The sequence below is a fragment of the Dellaglioa sp. CoH-57-MRSF-16 genome (assembly GCF_056782055.1).
In genome coordinates this window covers 15063-33813 of sequence record NZ_JBXAXZ010000004.1, presented here as the reverse complement: position 1 = coordinate 33813, position 18751 = coordinate 15063, and the positions used below count along the sequence as shown (strand labels likewise).

Annotated in this window: 21 protein-coding genes; 1 reads left to right on the top strand and 20 read right to left on the bottom strand. The window is 35.5% G+C overall.

The window, feature by feature from the left end; translation table 11 throughout:
- Positions 1-202: 202 nt before the first annotated feature.
- Genes AC1RPH_RS05360 through sufC form a run of 7 tightly spaced genes read right to left on the bottom strand, consistent with a single transcriptional unit; the run spans position 203 to position 7075 of the window.
- Positions 203-973, bottom strand: coding sequence for an ABC transporter permease (locus AC1RPH_RS05360; RefSeq protein WP_481761651.1), 771 nt, complete (start codon positions 971-973; stop codon positions 203-205).
- Complete coding sequence (locus AC1RPH_RS05355; RefSeq protein ID WP_481761650.1) at positions 966-1901, bottom strand: ABC transporter ATP-binding protein; 936 nt, start codon at positions 1899-1901, stop codon at positions 966-968. Before AC1RPH_RS05355 ends, AC1RPH_RS05360 begins: the two co-directional genes overlap by 8 nt.
- Positions 1902-1957: 56 nt before the next feature.
- Positions 1958-3352 (bottom strand): Fe-S cluster assembly protein SufB, encoded by a 1395-nt coding sequence (gene sufB / locus AC1RPH_RS05350; RefSeq protein ID WP_481761649.1) that lies wholly within the window; start codon positions 3350-3352, stop codon positions 1958-1960.
- A 14-nt stretch (positions 3353-3366) separates the two neighbouring features.
- Positions 3367-3798 carry a Fe-S cluster assembly sulfur transfer protein SufU gene (gene sufU, locus AC1RPH_RS05345; protein WP_481761648.1) on the bottom strand — a complete coding sequence of 144 codons (432 nt, stop codon included), beginning with the start codon at positions 3796-3798 and terminating at the stop codon, positions 3367-3369.
- Positions 3785-5023 (bottom strand): aminotransferase class V-fold PLP-dependent enzyme, encoded by a 1239-nt coding sequence (locus AC1RPH_RS05340; protein WP_481761647.1) that lies wholly within the window; start codon positions 5021-5023, stop codon positions 3785-3787. Before AC1RPH_RS05340 ends, sufU begins: the two co-directional genes overlap by 14 nt.
- The gene (gene sufD / locus AC1RPH_RS05335) at positions 4992-6278 is read right to left on the bottom strand and encodes a Fe-S cluster assembly protein SufD (protein WP_481761646.1); all 1287 of its coding nucleotides are present in this window, start codon (positions 6276-6278) and stop codon (positions 4992-4994) included. The genes AC1RPH_RS05340 and sufD overlap by 32 nt, the downstream gene beginning before the upstream one ends.
- A 14-nt stretch (positions 6279-6292) precedes the next feature.
- On the bottom strand, positions 6293-7075 hold the full coding sequence (gene sufC / locus AC1RPH_RS05330) for a Fe-S cluster assembly ATPase SufC (RefSeq protein WP_481761645.1): 783 nt from the start codon (positions 7073-7075) through the stop codon (positions 6293-6295).
- Positions 7076-7210: 135 nt separating this feature from the next.
- On the opposite strand from sufC, the gene AC1RPH_RS05325 reads away from it, so the two are divergent.
- A complete protein-coding gene (locus AC1RPH_RS05325; protein ID WP_481761644.1) occupies positions 7211-7927 on the top strand; it encodes a gamma-glutamyl-gamma-aminobutyrate hydrolase family protein in 717 nt (238 codons plus the stop codon).
- Positions 7928-7966: 39 nt separating this feature from the next.
- Here the strand turns inward: AC1RPH_RS05325 and AC1RPH_RS05320 are convergent, their stop codons facing one another.
- The 13 genes from AC1RPH_RS05320 to AC1RPH_RS05260 all read right to left on the bottom strand — a co-directional run bounded on the left by AC1RPH_RS05320 (position 7967) and on the right by AC1RPH_RS05260 (position 18730).
- Positions 7967-8773: a MetQ/NlpA family ABC transporter substrate-binding protein gene (locus AC1RPH_RS05320; RefSeq protein ID WP_481761722.1), complete on the bottom strand. Its 807-nt coding sequence runs from the start codon at positions 8771-8773 to the stop codon at positions 7967-7969.
- 17 nt (positions 8774-8790) lie between these two features.
- A complete protein-coding gene (locus tag AC1RPH_RS05315; RefSeq protein WP_409022317.1) occupies positions 8791-9495 on the bottom strand; it encodes a methionine ABC transporter permease in 705 nt (234 codons plus the stop codon).
- Positions 9485-10522: a methionine ABC transporter ATP-binding protein gene (locus AC1RPH_RS05310; RefSeq protein ID WP_481761643.1), complete on the bottom strand. Its 1038-nt coding sequence runs from the start codon at positions 10520-10522 to the stop codon at positions 9485-9487. Before AC1RPH_RS05310 ends, AC1RPH_RS05315 begins: the two co-directional genes overlap by 11 nt.
- 370 nt (positions 10523-10892) lie before the next feature.
- Positions 10893-11252: an arsenate reductase family protein gene (locus tag AC1RPH_RS05305; protein ID WP_481761721.1), complete on the bottom strand. Its 360-nt coding sequence runs from the start codon at positions 11250-11252 to the stop codon at positions 10893-10895.
- Between the two features lie 45 nt (positions 11253-11297).
- On the bottom strand, positions 11298-12518 hold the full coding sequence (locus AC1RPH_RS05300; RefSeq protein ID WP_481761642.1) for an FtsW/RodA/SpoVE family cell cycle protein: 1221 nt from the start codon (positions 12516-12518) through the stop codon (positions 11298-11300).
- Between the two features lie 72 nt (positions 12519-12590).
- Positions 12591-12812, bottom strand: coding sequence for a DUF2969 domain-containing protein (locus AC1RPH_RS05295; protein ID WP_409022314.1), 222 nt, complete (start codon positions 12810-12812; stop codon positions 12591-12593).
- The gene (yidD, locus tag AC1RPH_RS05290) at positions 12805-13065 is read right to left on the bottom strand and encodes a membrane protein insertion efficiency factor YidD (protein ID WP_409022313.1); all 261 of its coding nucleotides are present in this window, start codon (positions 13063-13065) and stop codon (positions 12805-12807) included. The genes AC1RPH_RS05295 and yidD overlap by 8 nt, the downstream gene beginning before the upstream one ends.
- 85 nt (positions 13066-13150) lie before the next feature.
- Positions 13151-14137 (bottom strand): rod shape-determining protein, encoded by a 987-nt coding sequence (gene mreB / locus AC1RPH_RS05285; protein ID WP_409022312.1) that lies wholly within the window; start codon positions 14135-14137, stop codon positions 13151-13153.
- A 94-nt stretch (positions 14138-14231) separates the two neighbouring features.
- A complete protein-coding gene (murA, locus tag AC1RPH_RS05280) occupies positions 14232-15536 on the bottom strand; it encodes a UDP-N-acetylglucosamine 1-carboxyvinyltransferase (RefSeq protein ID WP_481761641.1) in 1305 nt (434 codons plus the stop codon).
- Positions 15537-15553: 17 nt separating this feature from the next.
- Positions 15554-15787 carry a DUF1146 family protein gene (locus AC1RPH_RS05275; RefSeq protein ID WP_409022310.1) on the bottom strand — a complete coding sequence of 78 codons (234 nt, stop codon included), beginning with the start codon at positions 15785-15787 and terminating at the stop codon, positions 15554-15556.
- A gap of 138 nt (positions 15788-15925) precedes the next feature.
- Positions 15926-16345 carry a F0F1 ATP synthase subunit epsilon gene (locus AC1RPH_RS05270; protein WP_481761640.1) on the bottom strand — a complete coding sequence of 140 codons (420 nt, stop codon included), beginning with the start codon at positions 16343-16345 and terminating at the stop codon, positions 15926-15928.
- A 13-nt stretch (positions 16346-16358) separates the two neighbouring features.
- Positions 16359-17759: a F0F1 ATP synthase subunit beta gene (gene atpD, locus AC1RPH_RS05265; RefSeq protein ID WP_409022308.1), complete on the bottom strand. Its 1401-nt coding sequence runs from the start codon at positions 17757-17759 to the stop codon at positions 16359-16361.
- Between the two features lie 23 nt (positions 17760-17782).
- Positions 17783-18730, bottom strand: a complete 948-nt coding sequence (locus AC1RPH_RS05260) for a F0F1 ATP synthase subunit gamma (protein ID WP_481761639.1) — start codon at positions 18728-18730, stop codon at positions 17783-17785.
- Positions 18731-18751: the final 21 nt, after the last annotated feature.

Here is an 18751-nt window from a genome sequence, read left to right as displayed (position 1 = left end):
CTTGAAAAACAGACATTTTTTCAAAATATACCTTATATCTATCTTTTAAAGAGTCTACGATATCTATCTTTGGTACCATTTTTCGTACCCTAACAAAAAAACAAAAGCCATAAGACTTTTGTTTTTGGTGCTATCCAGATTCATTATTGATCAACCGTCACAGAATGATTAATAAGAAAGAAGGATTATTACATTGGCTATCCTAACTTCTCAAACCTCTACCTTTATTAATAAGATACCAACAAATCCAGTAAAGAACACCAATAAACAGAATAAGAATTATCATTGATAAAGCAAGTGATACATCAGTCTTACCTAAAAAACCATATCTAAATCCTGAAATCATATAAACAATTGGATTAATCTTAGAGATGGCCTGCCAAACTGGTGGTAACATTGAAATAGAATAGAAAACACCACCAAGATAAGTTAATGGCTGTAAAACAAACGTAGGTACAATTGACACATCATCAAATGACTGTGCAAAAATACCATTAATTAATCCTGCTAATGAAAATAAAATGGCTGTCATCAAAAGTGTGATAATAATAATGACCCACGAAAAAACATGAAGAGGTACAAAAAATAATGAAATAATAGTGACAAGTGCCCCAACTAAAACACTTCTTCCAAGTCCTCCAATAACAAATCCCCATATAATAATATGCGTTGGTACTGGTGCAACTAGTAATTCTTCAATATTTTTCTGAAATTTCTGAGAAAAAAATGACGAAGATACATTAGCATACGAACTAGTGATCACCGACATCATAATTAACCCTGGTACAATGAATTCCATATATGAAAATCCACCCATTGCACCAATTCGGCCACCAATCATTTTACCAAATATAATAAAATACAATGATGTTGTAATCACTGGTGGTACTAATGTCTGTACCCAAATTCTCAAATAACGATTAGTTTCTTTTATTGCGAGACTTTTTAATGCAGTAAAATATTGATTAAACATGTTTCTCCCCCACTTGGTGCTTTTCTTCCGTAATTTTCAAGAATAACTCTTCTAATCGATTCGATTTATTTCGCATAGAAAGAACTTTTATCCCTTGTTCATCAAATTGTTTAAAGATCCCATTAACACCTTGATTTCGTTCAACTTCGATAGAAATTGTTTGCGCGTCTTCAAAGGAATTTTTATACCCTATAATTTCTGGCTTTTTATCATACACATCTAAATCGAAAATAAACGTTTCAAATTGTAATTTTGATAATAAAGTTTTCATGCTCGTATTTTCAATCAACTCACCTGATTGAATAATACCGATATGACGACAAAGTGTTTCTGCTTCTTCTAAATAATGAGTCGTCAAGATAATCGTTGTGCCATTCTCATTCAATTCCTTTAAAAAAGACCACATTTCACGTCTCAACTCAATATCTACACCCGCAGTTGGTTCGTCTAAAATGAGCAACCGAGGTTCATGCATTAATGCCCTGGCAATCATCAATCTTCGTTTCATCCCACCAGAAAGCATTCGTGCACGTACATTACGTTTTTCCCATAAATCTGACTGTTTTAAATATTTTTCACTGCGCTCCATTGCTTCTTTATGAGGAACACCATAGTAACCAGCCTGATTAACAACAATTTGTTGAACCGTTTCAAAAGGATTAAAGTTAAATTCCTGTGGGACAAGTCCAATTTGTTGTTTGGCTTGTACCAAATTGGTATCAATATCGTAATCAAAAACCTTCACTGTTCCCGCTGTTTTATTCACAAGAGATGTAATAATACCAATTGTCGTTGATTTTCCCGCACCATTAGGCCCTAAAAGTGCATAAAAATCCCCTTCTTCTACAGCCAGATCAATACCACGTAACGCTTTAACACCCGTTGCATATTCTTTTTTTAAGCCTTTTATTTCCAGTGCATATATCATTTAATTATTATCCCCTTATTTACTTTTTAGGAAAAGTAACATCATTCTAAACTATTTTACCCCACACTGCCTTCCATCTGATACTCAATCAGACGATTCAATTCAACAGCGTATTCCATCGGTAATTCTTTGGTGAACGGTTCAACAAATCCCATTACAATCATCTCTGTTGCTTTTGCTTCAGAAATTCCGCGACTCATTAAGTAATATAATTGTTCTTCAGAAATTTTAGAAACTTTAGCTTCATGTTCCATAGAAACATTGCCATTTAAAATTTCATTAAATGGAATCGTATCACTCGCTGATTTATCATCCATGATGATTGTATCGCATTCGACATGTGCAAACGAACCATCACTATGTCTACCAAATTTTAAATAACCTCGATAATCAACTCGTCCACCATCTTTACATAACGATTTAGAAACAATCGAAGAAGTCGTATTTTTAGCATTGTGAATCATTTTTGCCCCAGTATCTTGAACGATATTCCCACCAGCAAACGCAATCGACAACATTGTGCCATGTGCGCCTTGACCATCTAAATAAATACTTGGATATTTCATTGTAACTTTTGATCCAAGGTTACCATCAACCCACTCCATCGTCGCATTTTCTAAGGCTCTAGCACGTTTTGTCTCTAAGCTATACACATTATCTGACCAATTTTGAATCGTTGTATACCGACAATAGGCATCTTTCATGACGTTCACTTCAACGACTGCCGCATGCAAACTGTCTGCCGAATAATTAGGTGCTGTACAACCTTCAACGTAATTAACACTTGCGCCTTCATCAACAATGATTAATGTTCGTTCAAATTGTCCTGTATTCTCCGCATTAATTCTGAAATAACTTTGAATAGGCACCTCGGTCTTCACACCTTTAGGTACATAGATAAAAGTACCACCAGACCAAACAGCCGAATTTAAAGCTGAAAATTTATTATTAGAGGCAGGAACCAATTTGCCAAAATACTGTTTAACCAATTCAGGATATTCTTGGACGGCAGCATCTGTACTCATAAAAATAATTCCTAATTTTTCAAAATCTTCACGCATATGATGGTAAACAACTTCTGATTCATATTGTGCAGAAGAGCCAGCTAAGTATTTACGTTCAGCTTCTGGAACACCAAGTCGGTCAAAGGTTTCTTTAATCTTATCTGGGACATCTTCCCAGTCTCTAGCAACATTATCACTAGCACGTTGAAAATAGCGCATATTAGCTAAATCTAACTTAGACAAATCAGGACCAAAACTTGGCATTGGCATCTTTTCATATAAGGCAAAGGCACGAAGTCGATAATCCAACATCCACTCTGGTTCATTTTTTGCTGCCGAAATTTCTCGAACAATCGCTTCGGTTAAGCCACGCCCAGTTGAATAAACAGGCTCAATATCATCTTTAAAGCCATATTCATACTCACCACCAACATCTAGTTCTTTCATATCTTACCTCCTCTCTAATTTTCTAAATTAATAGCTTGATAAACTGCCTTCCAAGCTAATGTGGCACACTTAATCCGAGCTGGAAACTGAGCGACACCTTCTAAAATAGCAGCATCACCTAAAAGATTTTCATCAATCGTTTCACCTGTTACCATTCTTGAAAATGTTGTCACCATTTCTTCTATTTCATTTTTTGCTTTACCAATAATTTCATCAGTCATCATACTTGCAGATGCCTGGCTAATCGTACAACCCGTCCCAGAAAAGGCAACATCTTGAACCTTGTTGTCACTCATGATAAGTTCAACTTTTAAAACATCCCCACAGGTTGGATTTCTGAGTTCAATTGATTTCTGACCCTTTACTAGTGAGCCATGATGATGCGGATGTGTGGCATGTTCCAAAATAACTTGGCGATATAAATTATCTAATTTAGATAGTCCCATTTTTAAAGAACTCCTTTGTAGCGATTAACGCGTCAATAAATTTTTGATTTTCTTCTAAAGTATTGTAAAAATATAAACTAATACGAACAGTTGACGATACACCCATGCACTTCATTAATGGCTGTGCACAATGATGACCCGCGCGAACCGCAATTCCTTGCATATCAAGAGCTGTCGCAACGTCATGCGGATGTAGTCCCTCCAAATTAAATGAAATAACGCCTGATCGTTTTTTACTTTCAGTTGGCCCATAGACAGTAATGCCAGAAATGGCTTTTAATTTAGGTAATAAATCAGTGATGAGCATCTGTTCATGTGCTTGTATATTAACCATTCCAACTTCATTTAAATAGTGAATAGTAGCACCTAATGAAATGACCCCTTCAATATTAGGTGTCCCCGCTTCAAATTTCCAAGGAATATCTTTAAAGGTTGATTGTTGCTCTTCAACAAAATCAATCATCTCACCACCAAATTCTAGTGGCTGCATCTCGTTCAAATAATTACTTTTTCCATATAAAACGCCAATACCAGTTGCAGCCCCCATTTTATGACCTGAAAAAGCAAAAAAATCAACATCTAACTCCTGAACATTAATCGGCATATAAGGTATTGATTGCGCCCCATCACAAATAACAACCGCACCGACTGTATGTGCCATGTCCGTTAATTCTTTGATGGGGTTTATACTCCCCAAAACATTTGAAATTTGAGTTAGCGATACAATTTTAGTTTTAGCTGTCATTTTTAATTTCGCATCATTAATGTCTAATTGTCCATCATCTGTTATGTCGATGTAAACTAATTTAGCACCAGTTGCTTGTGCGACTTGTTGCCAAGGAACAAGGTTACTATGGTGTTCCATAATAGATATTAAAATCTCATCCCCTGGTTTCAATCGATTCTGTGCAAAACCCTGAGCAACCCAGTTTAAACTTTCGGTTGTCCCTTTTGTAAATAAGATTTCAGCTGAATATTTTGCATGAATAAAATCAGCAACAGCTTGTCGTACATCTTCAAATTGCTGTGTTGTACGCTCGGCTAAAGTATGCACACCACGATGTACATTGGCATTATCATTTTCATAATAATGTGAAATGGCATTAATAACTGCTTGTGGTTTCTGAACAGTTGCAGCATTGTCAAAATAAATTAACGGTTCATCATTCACAATTTGCTTTAAAATAGGAAAATCATTGCGATACTTTTTCAAATTTTTGACCATTAATGAGTTTCCCCTCTATTGTTTCGATTAATCGTTCACGAACATCAACTGCCGGAATTGCCGTTAAAACAGGTCCTAAGAATCCACGAATAACAAGTCTTTCTGCTTCTTCTTTGTGTAATCCACGACTCATCAGATAGTACAATTGTTCCTGATTCACGCGTCCAACACTAGCTGCATGTCCAGCTTGAACATCATTTTCATCAATTAATAAAATAGGATTAGCGTCTCCACGTGCTTTTGTGGATAACATTAGCACACGGCTTTCTTGTTGAGCATTCGCACCCTTTGCACCTTTAATAATATGGCCAATTCCATTAAATATTAATGTAGAACGCGATAAAATTACACCGTGTTGCAGAATTTGACCAATTGAATGTTTACCATAATTCGTCACCCGTGTATCAATCCCTTGAATCTGATTTCCTGTTGAAATCGCAACAACTTTAACATCTGCGTGAGAACCTGCACCAATTAAATCAGAATCGAAATCGCCAATTATATTGCCATTATTAAGTAATCCAATTGACCAATCTATTTTTGCATTGCCTAATAAATAACCCCGACGGTTAATATATGCTGTTGTATGTTCCCCTAATTGATCAACTCCAGCAAATTTAACATGACTGTTAGCTTTAGCAATCACTTCCACAATAATATTTGCGGTTGTGATCTGATCACCGACTGTTGAACGATTTTCTAGATATGAAAACTGACTATTTTCTGCTGCGACAATTAAAACATGCTGTACATAGTCCTGATTGTCCCGTGCATCCTGCGTTAAATAAGTTGTAATTGGGTTGTCTAATACAACATTTTTAGGTACATAAATAAACAAACCACCGGTTAATTGTGCTAAATGCGTTGCGGTCAACAAATCACTATCCCATTTAACTGCCTTAGTCATAAAATATTTCTTAATTAAATCTGCATGTTCCACTAACGCGGTTGACCAGTCGCAAATAATAACATGATTTTCTTTTAATTCCTCAGATATATTTAAACTAATCGTTCGAGATCCAACTTGAATAAACGTATTTTCATCCGATTTTTTTGAAACAAATTCCCCTGATTCTTTAACCAGTGTTTCAGGTATAATGGGCCATTTTTGGTATCTAATTTTTTCAAATGAAGGAAGCGCTAGTAATGTTTTTTTTACAAAGGCATCTCTTCTTAATTGTTGAAACCACTCAGGTTCTTGTTTTAAATTTGAAAAATCAATTATACTTTGTTCTAAGAGCTTCAAATCAATCATTTTCCGGCCCTCCACTAAAGGTTCTCGTCTGTTAAAGTAATGTCTAGCCCTAATTCATCACGCAAACCAGCATAGCCTTCTTCTTCCAGTTTTTCTGCAAGTTCGGCGCCACCCGTTTTAACAACCCGTCCATCCATCATAACGTGCACCACATCAGGCACAATATAGTTCAGCAAACGTTGGTAATGCGTAATCATAAGTGTTCCAAATTCCGCATTTTTCAACATTTCATTTACGCCTCTCGAAACAACTTTCAATGCATCAATGTCTAGACCTGAATCAATTTCATCTAAAATAGCAAATTTTGGTTCAATCATCATCAGTTGTAAAATTTCATTACGTTTCTTTTCGCCACCTGAAAAACCTTCATTTAAATAACGATCAGCCATTTCCTCAGTCATATCTAAAGTTGTCATCGTTTTATCTAATTTCTTTAAATATTCTCGAATTGGGATTTGTTTATCTTCCGGTCGACGTGCGTTGATTGCTGCACGCATAAATTCAGCATTTGTTACACCAGGAATTTCTGAAGGATATTGCATTGCTAAAAATAATCCTGCTCGAGCTCGCTCATCAACAGGTAGTTCTAAAATGTTTACACCATTCAGCAATACTTCGCCTTCTGTCACTTTATACGCAGGATTCCCCATAATGGCCTCAGATAAAGTTGATTTACCTGTTCCATTTGGACCCATGATTGCGTGTACTTCTCCAGTCGACATTTTTAAATTAACACCTTTTAAAATTTCTTTATCTTCAATTTCTACATGTAAATTTTTAACCTCAAGTGTCGACATTTTAGCATTCCTCCGATTCATTAATATATTCCATTCTATCTTAATAAATTATCCATTTCAATGGAGCCTCGAGACTCGCAATCTTTATTTAATTAAGTTAAACTAATAAAAAGTAAATTTTGAGGAGGTTCATTTATGAAACCTATTATCGGTATTGTTGGAAATCCTAATCGAAATCCAATTACAGGCATGCACATTAACGAAATTACTTATACACCTCAAGGCTATATTGATGCCATTATTGAAGTTGGCGGTTTACCACTAATCATTCCTACTGATTTAGCAAACGCATCTAGTTATCTTGATTTGGTAGATGGTTTACTATTAGCAGGTGGTCAAGATGTTTCACCAATCTTATACGGCCAAGAACCTCATCCAAAATTAGAAGAATTAAATCCCCCACGTGACGAAATGGAGCTCGCTTTAATCAAGGAAGCTATTTCTCGAAAAATACCAATACTTGGTATTTGCCGTGGACTACAAATACTTAACGTCTTTTTTGGTGGAACACTCTATCAAGATTTAAGTGACTATTCAAATTGGCAAGTTAAGCATTTACAAGATCCAACATTACCAGAATACGCCACACATTCTGTATCGATTAAAGCAAATAATTATTTATCAGATACTTATGGTTCAACGCTTCGTGTCAATACGTACCATCACCAAGCCATTAACCGTTTAGGTGATTCATTAACGGCCATTGCGACAAGTTCAGATGGCCTAATTGAAGGTATCAGTAGTAATGACGGTCTCATTTTAGGTGTTCAATGGCATCCCGAAATGTCTTATATAAGAGAACCATCAGATTTAGCTATTTTCAAATGGCTAATTAATAAAATTGCAAAATAAAGAGAATTGAATTAGTCATGTCGACTAATTCAATTCTCTTTATTTTGCAGGAATAACGGCACCTTTATACTTATTCAAAATCCATTCGCGTGTCTTTTTAGATTGTAGTGCTTTAACTAACTTTTTAATCGCAGGATTATCTTTATTTTTTGGTGCGACAGCAACTAAATTCGCATATGATGATGTACTACGTTCTAATGCAATAGCTTGTTTCGTTGGATTTAATCCAGCTTCAACCGCATAATTTGCATTAATAATGATGGCTGAGCCTTCATTATTTTCATATAAATCAGACATCAATTTTGGCTCATACGTATGCTTAAAAACTAAATTTAATTTATTTGTTTTGATATCAGCAAAATTTGCAGTTGCCACGTCTGTCCCTTTTTTCAGGGTTATTAATCCAGCATCTTTAAAAATAGTTAAAACACGACCATAATCTGAAATACTGTTAGATACTAAAACCGTACTTCCTTTCTTCAAATCAGTTAACTTTTTAACTTGTTTAGAATAGACACCGATTGGTTCAAGATGAACATTTCCAACACTTATTAAATCACCATTATTCTGTTTGTCCCAATTATCTAAAAATGGTTTATGTTGAAAATAATTAGCATCTAAATCACCAGATTCAGTCGCTTTATTAGGCATCACATAATCCTGAAAAACTTTAACTTTTAAATCGATACCTTCTTTTGCCAACATTGGTTTTACATGATCTAGAATTTCTGCATGGGGCATATTACTAGCACCAATTGTCAAAGTAGTCATTCCATTTGATTGTTTCCCGCATCCAGCTAATAAAAGAGTCAAAAATAGAAATGAAAAAATGAACTTTTTGTTTATTCTCATGAGGTTACCCCTTAATTATTTCGTTTATCGATTAATTTAGCTGAATGATCACCAATAAGTTGAAAAATGGCAACAATAATGATGATTGTGACCGTTGCAACTAGTGTAACAGTATTATTATTAGCACCATAACCTTCAATGAAAGCCCAATTTCCTAGCCCACCGGCACCAATCGTACCAGCCATTGCCGTGTACCCAATAATTGTAATTCCAGTAACTGTCGCCCCTGAAATAAGAGCTGGTAAACTTTCTCGTAATAGTACTTTCCAAATGATTTGTGCCTTGTTAGCACCCATTGCTTCAGCTGCTTCAATCACACCATAATCAATCTCACGAAAAGCAAGTTCCACCATTCGTGCATAAAATGGAGCCGCCGAGAGGATTAGAGCTGGCAATGCTGCAATCGGTCCAATAATAGAACCAACTAAAGCCTTAGTAAAAGGCAATAATAAGACAATTAAAATAATAAACGGAATTGAACGAAAAATGTTAACCATGGCTGAAACAATCCAATTAATTATTTTTACCCAGATACTTATTTTACCGGTCGTTTTTTGTTTTGTTTCAAATAAAATAAGACCTAAGATAATACCCAAAATTGTAACGGCTATTGTAGATATTAATGTCATACTGATTGTTTCCCAAGTATTTGACCAGAATTCATCCCAGTTAACAGCATTAAAGTTAAAATATGACGCCCAAGTATTAGTCCCCATAATGCAATACCTCCGTTTCTACTTTCATTTTTTGCAAGAATGGAACGGTTTGATCTAAACTTATTTTTGGACCAGTTAATTGAATATATAATGTTCCAATTGGGCCACCTTGAGTTTGATGAATGGAACCCTCAACGATATTAAAATCAACTTCTGGAATTTGTCTTAACATTTCAGAGATAATTGGCATTTGCGTCTGCGTACTGTGAAAGGTTAATTGAACAATCAACCCTTGTGGATAAGCTTCAATTAATTCATTTACAGCAAGTTCAGTATCATGTAGAGCTGGTGTGACCTCCTGATTAACGAATCGTTTTGTGACGTCTTGTTTCGGACGCTTAAAGACGTCTAAGACAAGTCCACTCTCCACTAATTTTCCAGATTCCATTACAGCAACGTGATCACATATCTTACGAACCACATGCATTTCATGAGTGATTAATACAATTGTTAATTTCAATTTATGATTAATTTGAAGTAATAAATCTAATATTTCATCTGTTGTTTGTGGATCTAGCGCACTTGTTGCTTCATCACAAATCAAAATTTCAGGATCATTCGCTAAAGCCCTAGCAATCCCAACTCGTTGCTTTTGTCCACCAGATAACTCAGAAGGATATGCATTTTCTTTACCTTTTAACCCAACTAATGTTGTTAATTCTTCAGCTTTGGACAACCGCTCAGTTTTACTTATTCCAGCAAGTTCAAGTGGAAACATGATGTTTTCCACAACCGTTCGTGACCAGAGTAAATTAAAATGTTGAAAAATCATGCCAATTTTTTGACGTTGCTTTCTCAATGTTCTACCCGATAAAGATGCGATTTTAGCGCCATTAACGTCAACTTCACCCGAAGTTGGTGTCTCTAATCCATTCAGCATTCTAATTAATGTACTTTTACCAGCACCTGAATATCCTACAATACCTAAGATGCTACCATCTTCCACCGAAAGATTCACATCAGAAACAGCGCTAACCTTACCACTTTTCGTGATAAACTCTTTTGATACATTTTTAAACTCAATCATGTTAATACCTCCTAATTTTTCTGCAAAAAAATAACCTCCCATCCCCCGTTTAATAAACGGAAGGACGAGAAGTTATAAACTTCACGTGTTACCACCTTGTTTTATTGTTACCTCACGATAACAATCTCATCAGGTACGGGTTTTAATATAACCGATACCTTTCCGCTGTATTGGGCGTACCCAAGGTAGATTAACATTGCTCATCTACCAAACGTTCCAAGACCATATTCAATTCCGTAATTTTGATCCCTTTTCAGCTACCAGGATTCTCTTAACTAATTACTAAAATTTACTCATCTTTTCAAAACGTCTTATCTGTATTTCTTATTGTAGTTGATTATAGCTAGATTAAAATTTAATGTCAACAGTTTTATTTATTTAACCATGTCTCTGTAAAAACATCTTCACTGAATCCGGTCGTTAATTTTGTTCCATCAGTTAATACCGGACGTTTCATTAACATCCCATCTGATGCTAAAATTTGACTTGATTGCTGAATTGTCATCGTTGGTCGTTTATCTTTTAGATTTAATTCACGATACTTATTTCCTTGTGTATTAAAAAAAGATATTGCTGGAAGACCAGACTCATTCAACCATTTTTCGATTAGACTCGCCTTTGGTGTTTCTTGGATAAGATCTATTATATGGTATTCAACCTCATTTTCGTCTAACCATTGTTTTGCTTTTCTACAAGTTGAACATTTAGGATACCAATAAAAATCAATCATCATCAAAACCTCCTAGTTTTAAAAAACAGTGATTCCATAATAGAATCACTGCCTTATCTTTTTATCAAAATCTTCGTCTTCGCTACTGAACATGTAACTCTTATGATGGTATCGCATTGACATAATTAAGCCAATTCCAATCATATTTCCTACTAAAGCAGACCCACCTTGACTGACAAATGGTAATGGAATACCTGTTAAAGGTAGTAACCCAATACTCATCCCAATGTTTTCAAAAACATGGAATAAAATCATCATAATGACCCCAGTAGATAAGTAAGCATAAAATTCATTCTTCGTATCAAAGGTTGCACGAACCATTCGATAAATGAGTAAGAAATAAATAAAGATTAAAATACAACCACCAATAAACCCAAAGTTTTCGCCGATAACAGAAAAAATCATATCAGATTCACGGACGGGAACATAAACATTTGACACGTTAAATCCCTTACCAGTCATTTGTCCTGATCCAATGGCTTTCATACTTTGCCATAATTGATATCCTGTTCCGGATGTATCTTTTGATGGATCTAACCAGTTATCAATTCGGTCAAATTGGTAGGCAGAAAAGCCAACTTTTTCTAGAATTGATCGACCAGTTGTTGAAATAACCATATATAATGCCGTTCCACCTACAACAGCCACCGTTCCAAATGCCGGTCCAATAATCTTCCAAGTGATACCTGAAACTAAAATGACACCACCTAAAATAGCAAAGAAAACGAGCATTGTTCCAAAATCATTTTGCAGTTTTAATAAAATAACTACTGGTAACGTCCATGCTATCATTTTGGCTAATAAAATAATATCTGTCCCAATTTTATGAGTTGGATAATCATTGTTATGTATCGTAACCACACGCGCCAACATTAATATAAATGCTGGCTTCATAACTTCTGATGGTTGGAACGTTAACGAACCAACTAATGGTATCCAACTTTTAGCACCTGTGTTTATATATAAAGGTCGACTATATACGACTAAAACAATCATCAATAAAAACAGGCCAATAAAATACCCTATCGGTGCGACTCGCCATAATTGTTCTGAGTCAAATTGCATAATAACGACAATTGCAATGACACCAATAGCGTACCACATTAACTGTGAAACCATTTGGCTAACAATTGAGGTCGCACTAGTATCATGGGATGCTGATACGTAAATTGAGGCAAGCCCAATAATTGCCAAGACTAAAACGGCAAAAATAATACCATAATCAATTCTTGACTCACTATCGACCTCATCTTTTCTACTACTCATAGAATTCCCCTCCACACTATGTCACTTATTTCGTTAAATTTTTGAATAGGCTAAAATTTAATAATTGACTAATTAACCGCGATGTAAGTGAAAATCGCGCAATAAAGTATCAATACCTTCATCACGAGTTTTAGCTTTGAATATCTCACCGTTACTTAATGTTGCAACAAATTTTGTATCTTGTTGAATGACTGTACCAATTTCAATACCGCCAACGGTTAATGAAACTGCATCCTCACCATTAATTTTAATATCATTTTCTGCTACTTCAATCTCTTTTTCTTTTTTAGACATGCTTTTCTTCTCCTTTAGGGTTCTTATTTCTTCGTACGGTAAAGTAATCAGGTACGGGATCGTATCCGCCTCTGACAAAAGGATGGCATCGTAAAATCCTACCGATACCCATAATAATACCTTTTGCACCGTGTTTTTGAATTGCCTTAATCATATAGTTTGAACATGTTGGATAGTACCGGCAACTAGGTGGAAACATCGGTGAAATAAATTTTTGATAAAACTTGATTGGTGCAAGCATTAAGTTTTGCATAAATAAATGACACCTCCTATATGAAAAGGTCCATCAACAGATTGCCCCGTTAATAGACCTCCCTTAATAACCAGTATCACAGTTGTTATCTACCTTGTTTTTCAATATGATCTAACAAGAATCCAGTTCCTTTTGCGACATCATCCAATGGTGTTTCTGACACCATAACAGGAATATCTAAGTTCGATGACATTAATAAATCAACACCATCTAATAATGCACCGCCACCTGTTAAAATAATCCCAGTATCAATAATATCTGATGCTAATTCTGGTGGTGTTTGTTCAAGAACTTCTTTAGTTGCTGCAACGATTGCTTGCATTGTATCATGAGTTGCTTCTTCAATCTCAGCAGAGCTAAGCACAACTGTCTTTGGTAAACCAGTAACAACATCTCGTCCACGAATTTCCATTTCTAATGCACGATTGTCTGGGTAAACTGTCCCAATTTCAATTTTAGCTTTTTCAGCTGTACGTTCACCGATTTGAAGGTTATGTTTTTGCTTAACAAAATTGATAACATCACTATTCAATTGATCACCAGCAACACGTAATGAACGGCTTGCTACAATATCGCCTAATGAAATAACGGCAACATCACTTGTACCACCACCAATATCAATCACTAAACTACCACGGGGTTGATAAATATCCAACCCAGCACCAATAGCTGCAACTTTAGGTTCTTCAGCAAGATAAACCTTGCCACCACCAGCTTTTTCAGCAGCTTGAATAATTGCTTTTTGTTCAATTGATGTGATATTTGTTGGGCAACAAATCAAAATACTTGGTTTTGATAAAAAGCCGCTCACATTTAATTTTTTAATAAAGTAAGTTAACATTTGTTCTGTAATATCAAAATCAGCAATGACACCATTTTTCATAGGTCTGATAGCTCTAATACTACCAGGTGTTCTACCAACCATTTTATATGCTTCTGATCCAACTGCTAATACACGACCTGATTTTGTGTCAATTGCAACAACAGATGGTTCATTTAAGACGATTCCTTTATTTTGTACGTTAATTAATACATTTGCGGTTCCTAAATCAATACCAATATCTTTAGCCATTATGCTTCTCCTCTCGGCACTTAAAACTTACACTAATGTAAGCATTATACCATATACCTATACAATAAAAAAATGTCCAAAATGGACATTTCTTCTATTTTACTTCATTTTCTGTCTTAATAATTATATCTTGTGTATCATCATTGATACGTTTAATTTCAGCACCCAAAGCTTCTAACTTTTGATGGAAATGATAGTAGCCTCGATCAAGATATTCAAGATGTGTAACTTGTGTATAACCACGAGCTACTAATCCTGCTAGCACAAGTGCTGCAGCAGCTCTTAAGTCTGTAGCAGCAACTTCTGCACCATTGAAGTCAGTTGGACCATACATGACAACTGAGTTGCCTTCAATCTTAAATTTTGCATTCATACGTCGTAATTCTTCAAGATGCATAAAACGATTTTCGAATACCGTCTCTGTTAAAATACTTGTACCATCTGCCATTAATTGAAGGACAGTCATTTGAGGCTGCATATCAGTTGGGTACCCTGGATGAGGCAATGTTTTAACTGTAGTTGGTTTAATTTTTTCTGTTCCAATTACTCGGATACCATTGTCTTCTTGGATAACGTCAATGCCCATTTCTTCTAATTTAGAAATTAATGGTTTATTGTGTTCCGCAATAGCCTCTTCGATTAAAACATTACCTTGAGTCATTGCTGCAGCAACCATGAATGTCCCTGCTTCAATCCGATCTTGGACAACTGCATGATCAGCGCCATGTAATGCCTTAACACCATGAATGCGAATTGTTTCGGTACCAGCACCTTGTACTTTAGCACCCATTTTATTTAAAATATTAGCTAAATCAACAATTTCTGGTTCTCTTGCAACATTTTCAATCACAGTTGTACCAGTAGCTAATGTTGCAGCCATCATAATATTCTGAGTTGCACCTACACTTGGAAAATCAAGATAAATGTTGGCACCCTTTAATTCATCTACAGTTGCTTCTATATAACCATCGAATTGTTCAATATGCGCACCCATTGCTTCAAAACCTTTTAAATGCAAATCAATTGGGCGAGAACCTATTGCACACCCACCAGGCATTGCAATCTTCGCATGTTTAAGTCGTGCCAAAAGTGGTCCCATTACAACAATAGAAGCACGCATTTTTGAAACATATTCAAATGGTGCTTCTGGTGATAATTCTTTAGTCGCACTCATTTTAACTTCATTAGTTTCTTCATTAAAGTCAACGTCTAAATTTAAAAAACGTAGTACGTTATTCATTGTAAAGACATCTGACAAAACTGGTACATTTGACAGTGTATTTTCACCACTACTTGCTAAAATTCCGGCTGCTAGAATTGGCAATACTGCATTCTTTGCGCCTTCTATATGCACTGTTCCATTGAGTGAGTTTCCACCCTTGACGATTATTTTTTCCACAAGTTATTCCCCCGTTATTATTTAACTAAAAAAACTAAATTACGAACATTATCAATAAAATTTAAGAAAAAGGCACTGCTTGTATATCCTAATAAAATAGCCAATAAGACAATTAAAACTTTGATTCTTTGTTGGCTACTTTGTGGGAAAAACCTGTCTATTCGTAACCCTTGAATTGCCCAAAAAGCAATTCCAATAAACATTAGATGACTCATTAAAGTAACTAGCGATTGGATTCCCACAGTATTCATCAAAACACTCCTAAAATTTATTCGTCATAAGCATAGCATATTTTGTACCACTTGTCGCTAATATTTGTAACAAAAATGAAATATTTAATATGTATATACAAAAAAAGGTACTGAATAAATCCAGCACCCACTTTTGTATTAATGTTTAGAGATATTAATTCGATTGATTGCACGTCTAAGTGCAATTTCAGATCTTTTAAGTTCATCAACATTATGTGTTTGTTTTGCAGTAGAAATCATCTGCTCAGCTCTTTTTTTAGCAGCCTGTGCACGATTTTCATCAATATCTTCTTGGCATTCTGCTGCATTTGCAACAACCGTTGCGACATTTTTTGAAAATTCAATGAATCCACCACTTACGGCAATTTCATCTTCTTCATTATCATTTACCTTAACCCTGACAGCATCAATATCAAGAGAAGCAATAACTGGAATATGATTGGGTAAAATACCCATTTCCCCGCTGGGTGTTTTAACAATAATCATTTTAGCATTATTGTCATAAACACTACCATCAGGAGTGACGATACTAACGGTCAAAACTGAATCTTCAGCCATCTGTTATTACCCCCTATTTTGCCATTTTATTTGCTGCTTCAATAACATCTTCGATTGGGCCGACACCATTGAAAGCATCTTCAGGAAGTGAATCATATTTACCATCAAGAATATCTTTAAATCCTTGAACTGTTTCAGCAATTGGTACATATGATCCAGGTTTTCCTGTGAATTGTTCGGCAACATTAAAGTTTTGTGAAAGGAAGAATTGGATGCGACGCGCACGTGCTACAATTACTTTTTCATCATCAGATAATTCATCCATACCTAAAATAGAAATAATATCTTGTAATTCACGATAACGTTGTAACGTATGTTGAACTTCCGTAGCAACACGATAATGTTCTTCTCCAACAATTTCAGGTGTCAAAGCACTTGAAGTTGAAGCCAAAGGATCAACAGCTGGGTAAATACCTTGTTGCGTTAAGCTACGTTCCAAGTTAGTTGTTGCATCCAAATGGGCGAACGTCGTTGCAGGAGCAGGATCAGTATAATCATCAGCTGGAACATAAACTGCTTGAATTGATGTAACTGAACCTTTTTTAGTTGACGTGATACGTTCTTGCAATTGACCCATTTCAGTAGCTAATGTTGGTTGATAACCTACGGCTGAAGGAATACGGCCTAATAAGGCTGAAACTTCAGAACCAGCTTGTGTAAAGCGGAAAATATTATCAATAAACAATAGCACATCTTGTCCTTTTTCATCACGGAAATATTCCGCAATTGTAAGACCAGTCAATGCAACACGCATACGGGCACCAGGCGGCTCGTTCATCTGACCAAACACCATGGCTGTCTTCTCTAACACGCCGGATTCTTTCATTTCAAAGTAAAGGTCATTACCTTCACGAGTACGTTCACCAACACCGGTAAACACTGAAATACCATTATGTTCTTGAGCAATATTATGAATTAATTCTTGAATTAAAACAGTTTTACCAACACCGGCACCACCGAATAATCCAATTTTACCACCTTTAATATAAGGGGCTAACAAGTCAATAACTTTAATTCCTGTTTCAAGAACCTCAGTACTTGCACTTAATTCATCATATTTAGGAGCATCTTTATGGATGCTACTGCGCTCTGCATCTTTATTAAATTCAGGACCACCATCAATGGTATCTCCTAAAACGTTAAACACTCGACCAAGAGTATCTTCACCAACAGGGACAGAAATTGAAGCACCTGTGTCTTCAACAACTGTTCCACGTTGCAAGCCATCCGTAGAATCCATGGCGATTGTTCTCATAACTCCGTCACCTAATTCAAGCGTAACTTCGATAATTAGAGCAGTTCCATCTTCACGTGTAACTTTTAACGCATTATTGATATCTGGTAAGGTTTCGTTTAAAGAGAATTGTACATCGACGACGGGCCCGATAACTTGAACAACTTTACCGAGACTCATCTTCTGTATTTCCTCCTGTCATTTTACTCTAAAGCAGCTGTTGCACCAGTAATTTCTGTAATTTCTGTTGTAATAGCACTTTGACGTGCACGATTATACTTTAATTCTAATGATGCAATAATATCTTTAGCATTATCTGTCGCAGATTTCATTGCTGTAGAACTTGAAGCATGTTCAGCTGTTTTAGCATCTAAAATCGCACCATATACTAAGCTTTCAGCAAACTGAGGTAGAACAACTTCAAGAATTGCGTCTCCTGAAGGTTCCATATCATAATCTTCATTCCCCATCACATTAGACGTTTCAATACCTTCTGCATCTGTATCCATATTCACTTCTGAAATAGGAAGCATTTGTTCAGAATGAAAGTCCGATTGTAAACTATTAACGAAATGATTATAACAAACAAATAATTCATCATAAACTTCACTGTTATACATTGTTACTACTGATTTAACGATTTCACGAACCTCAATAAACGTTGGAATATCACTTACACCACGGTATTCGTAGGCAACCTCATATCCTCTATTTTTAAAGAAGTCAGCACCAGTACCACCAACAGCAATAATAACAGCATTATCTACAGTATGGCCATTTTGCTTCATCAAATCTAATGTTTGTTTAATTACGTTACTATTGTAACTACCAACTAAACCACGATCAGAAGTAATAATTAAATAACCACTTTTTTTAACAGGTCTCTTTTGTAACATATCAAAACCTGAAAATTTTGAACTATCATTCTCAGATGATTGCTTTGATTTTCCAGCTTTAGCATCTAAAAGGTGAGATTGGGCAAGATGGGTAATGACACTTCTAATTTTAGAAGCATATATCTGATAACTTTGAGTATGACGCTGAATTTGGCTTAACTTAGCAGTCGAAACAACTTGCATTGCGCCAGTTATTTGTCCCGTTTTCTTAGTTGAAACGATTCGACGCTTTACTTCCATTAATGAAGCACCCATTAATTCTCACCATCTTTCATT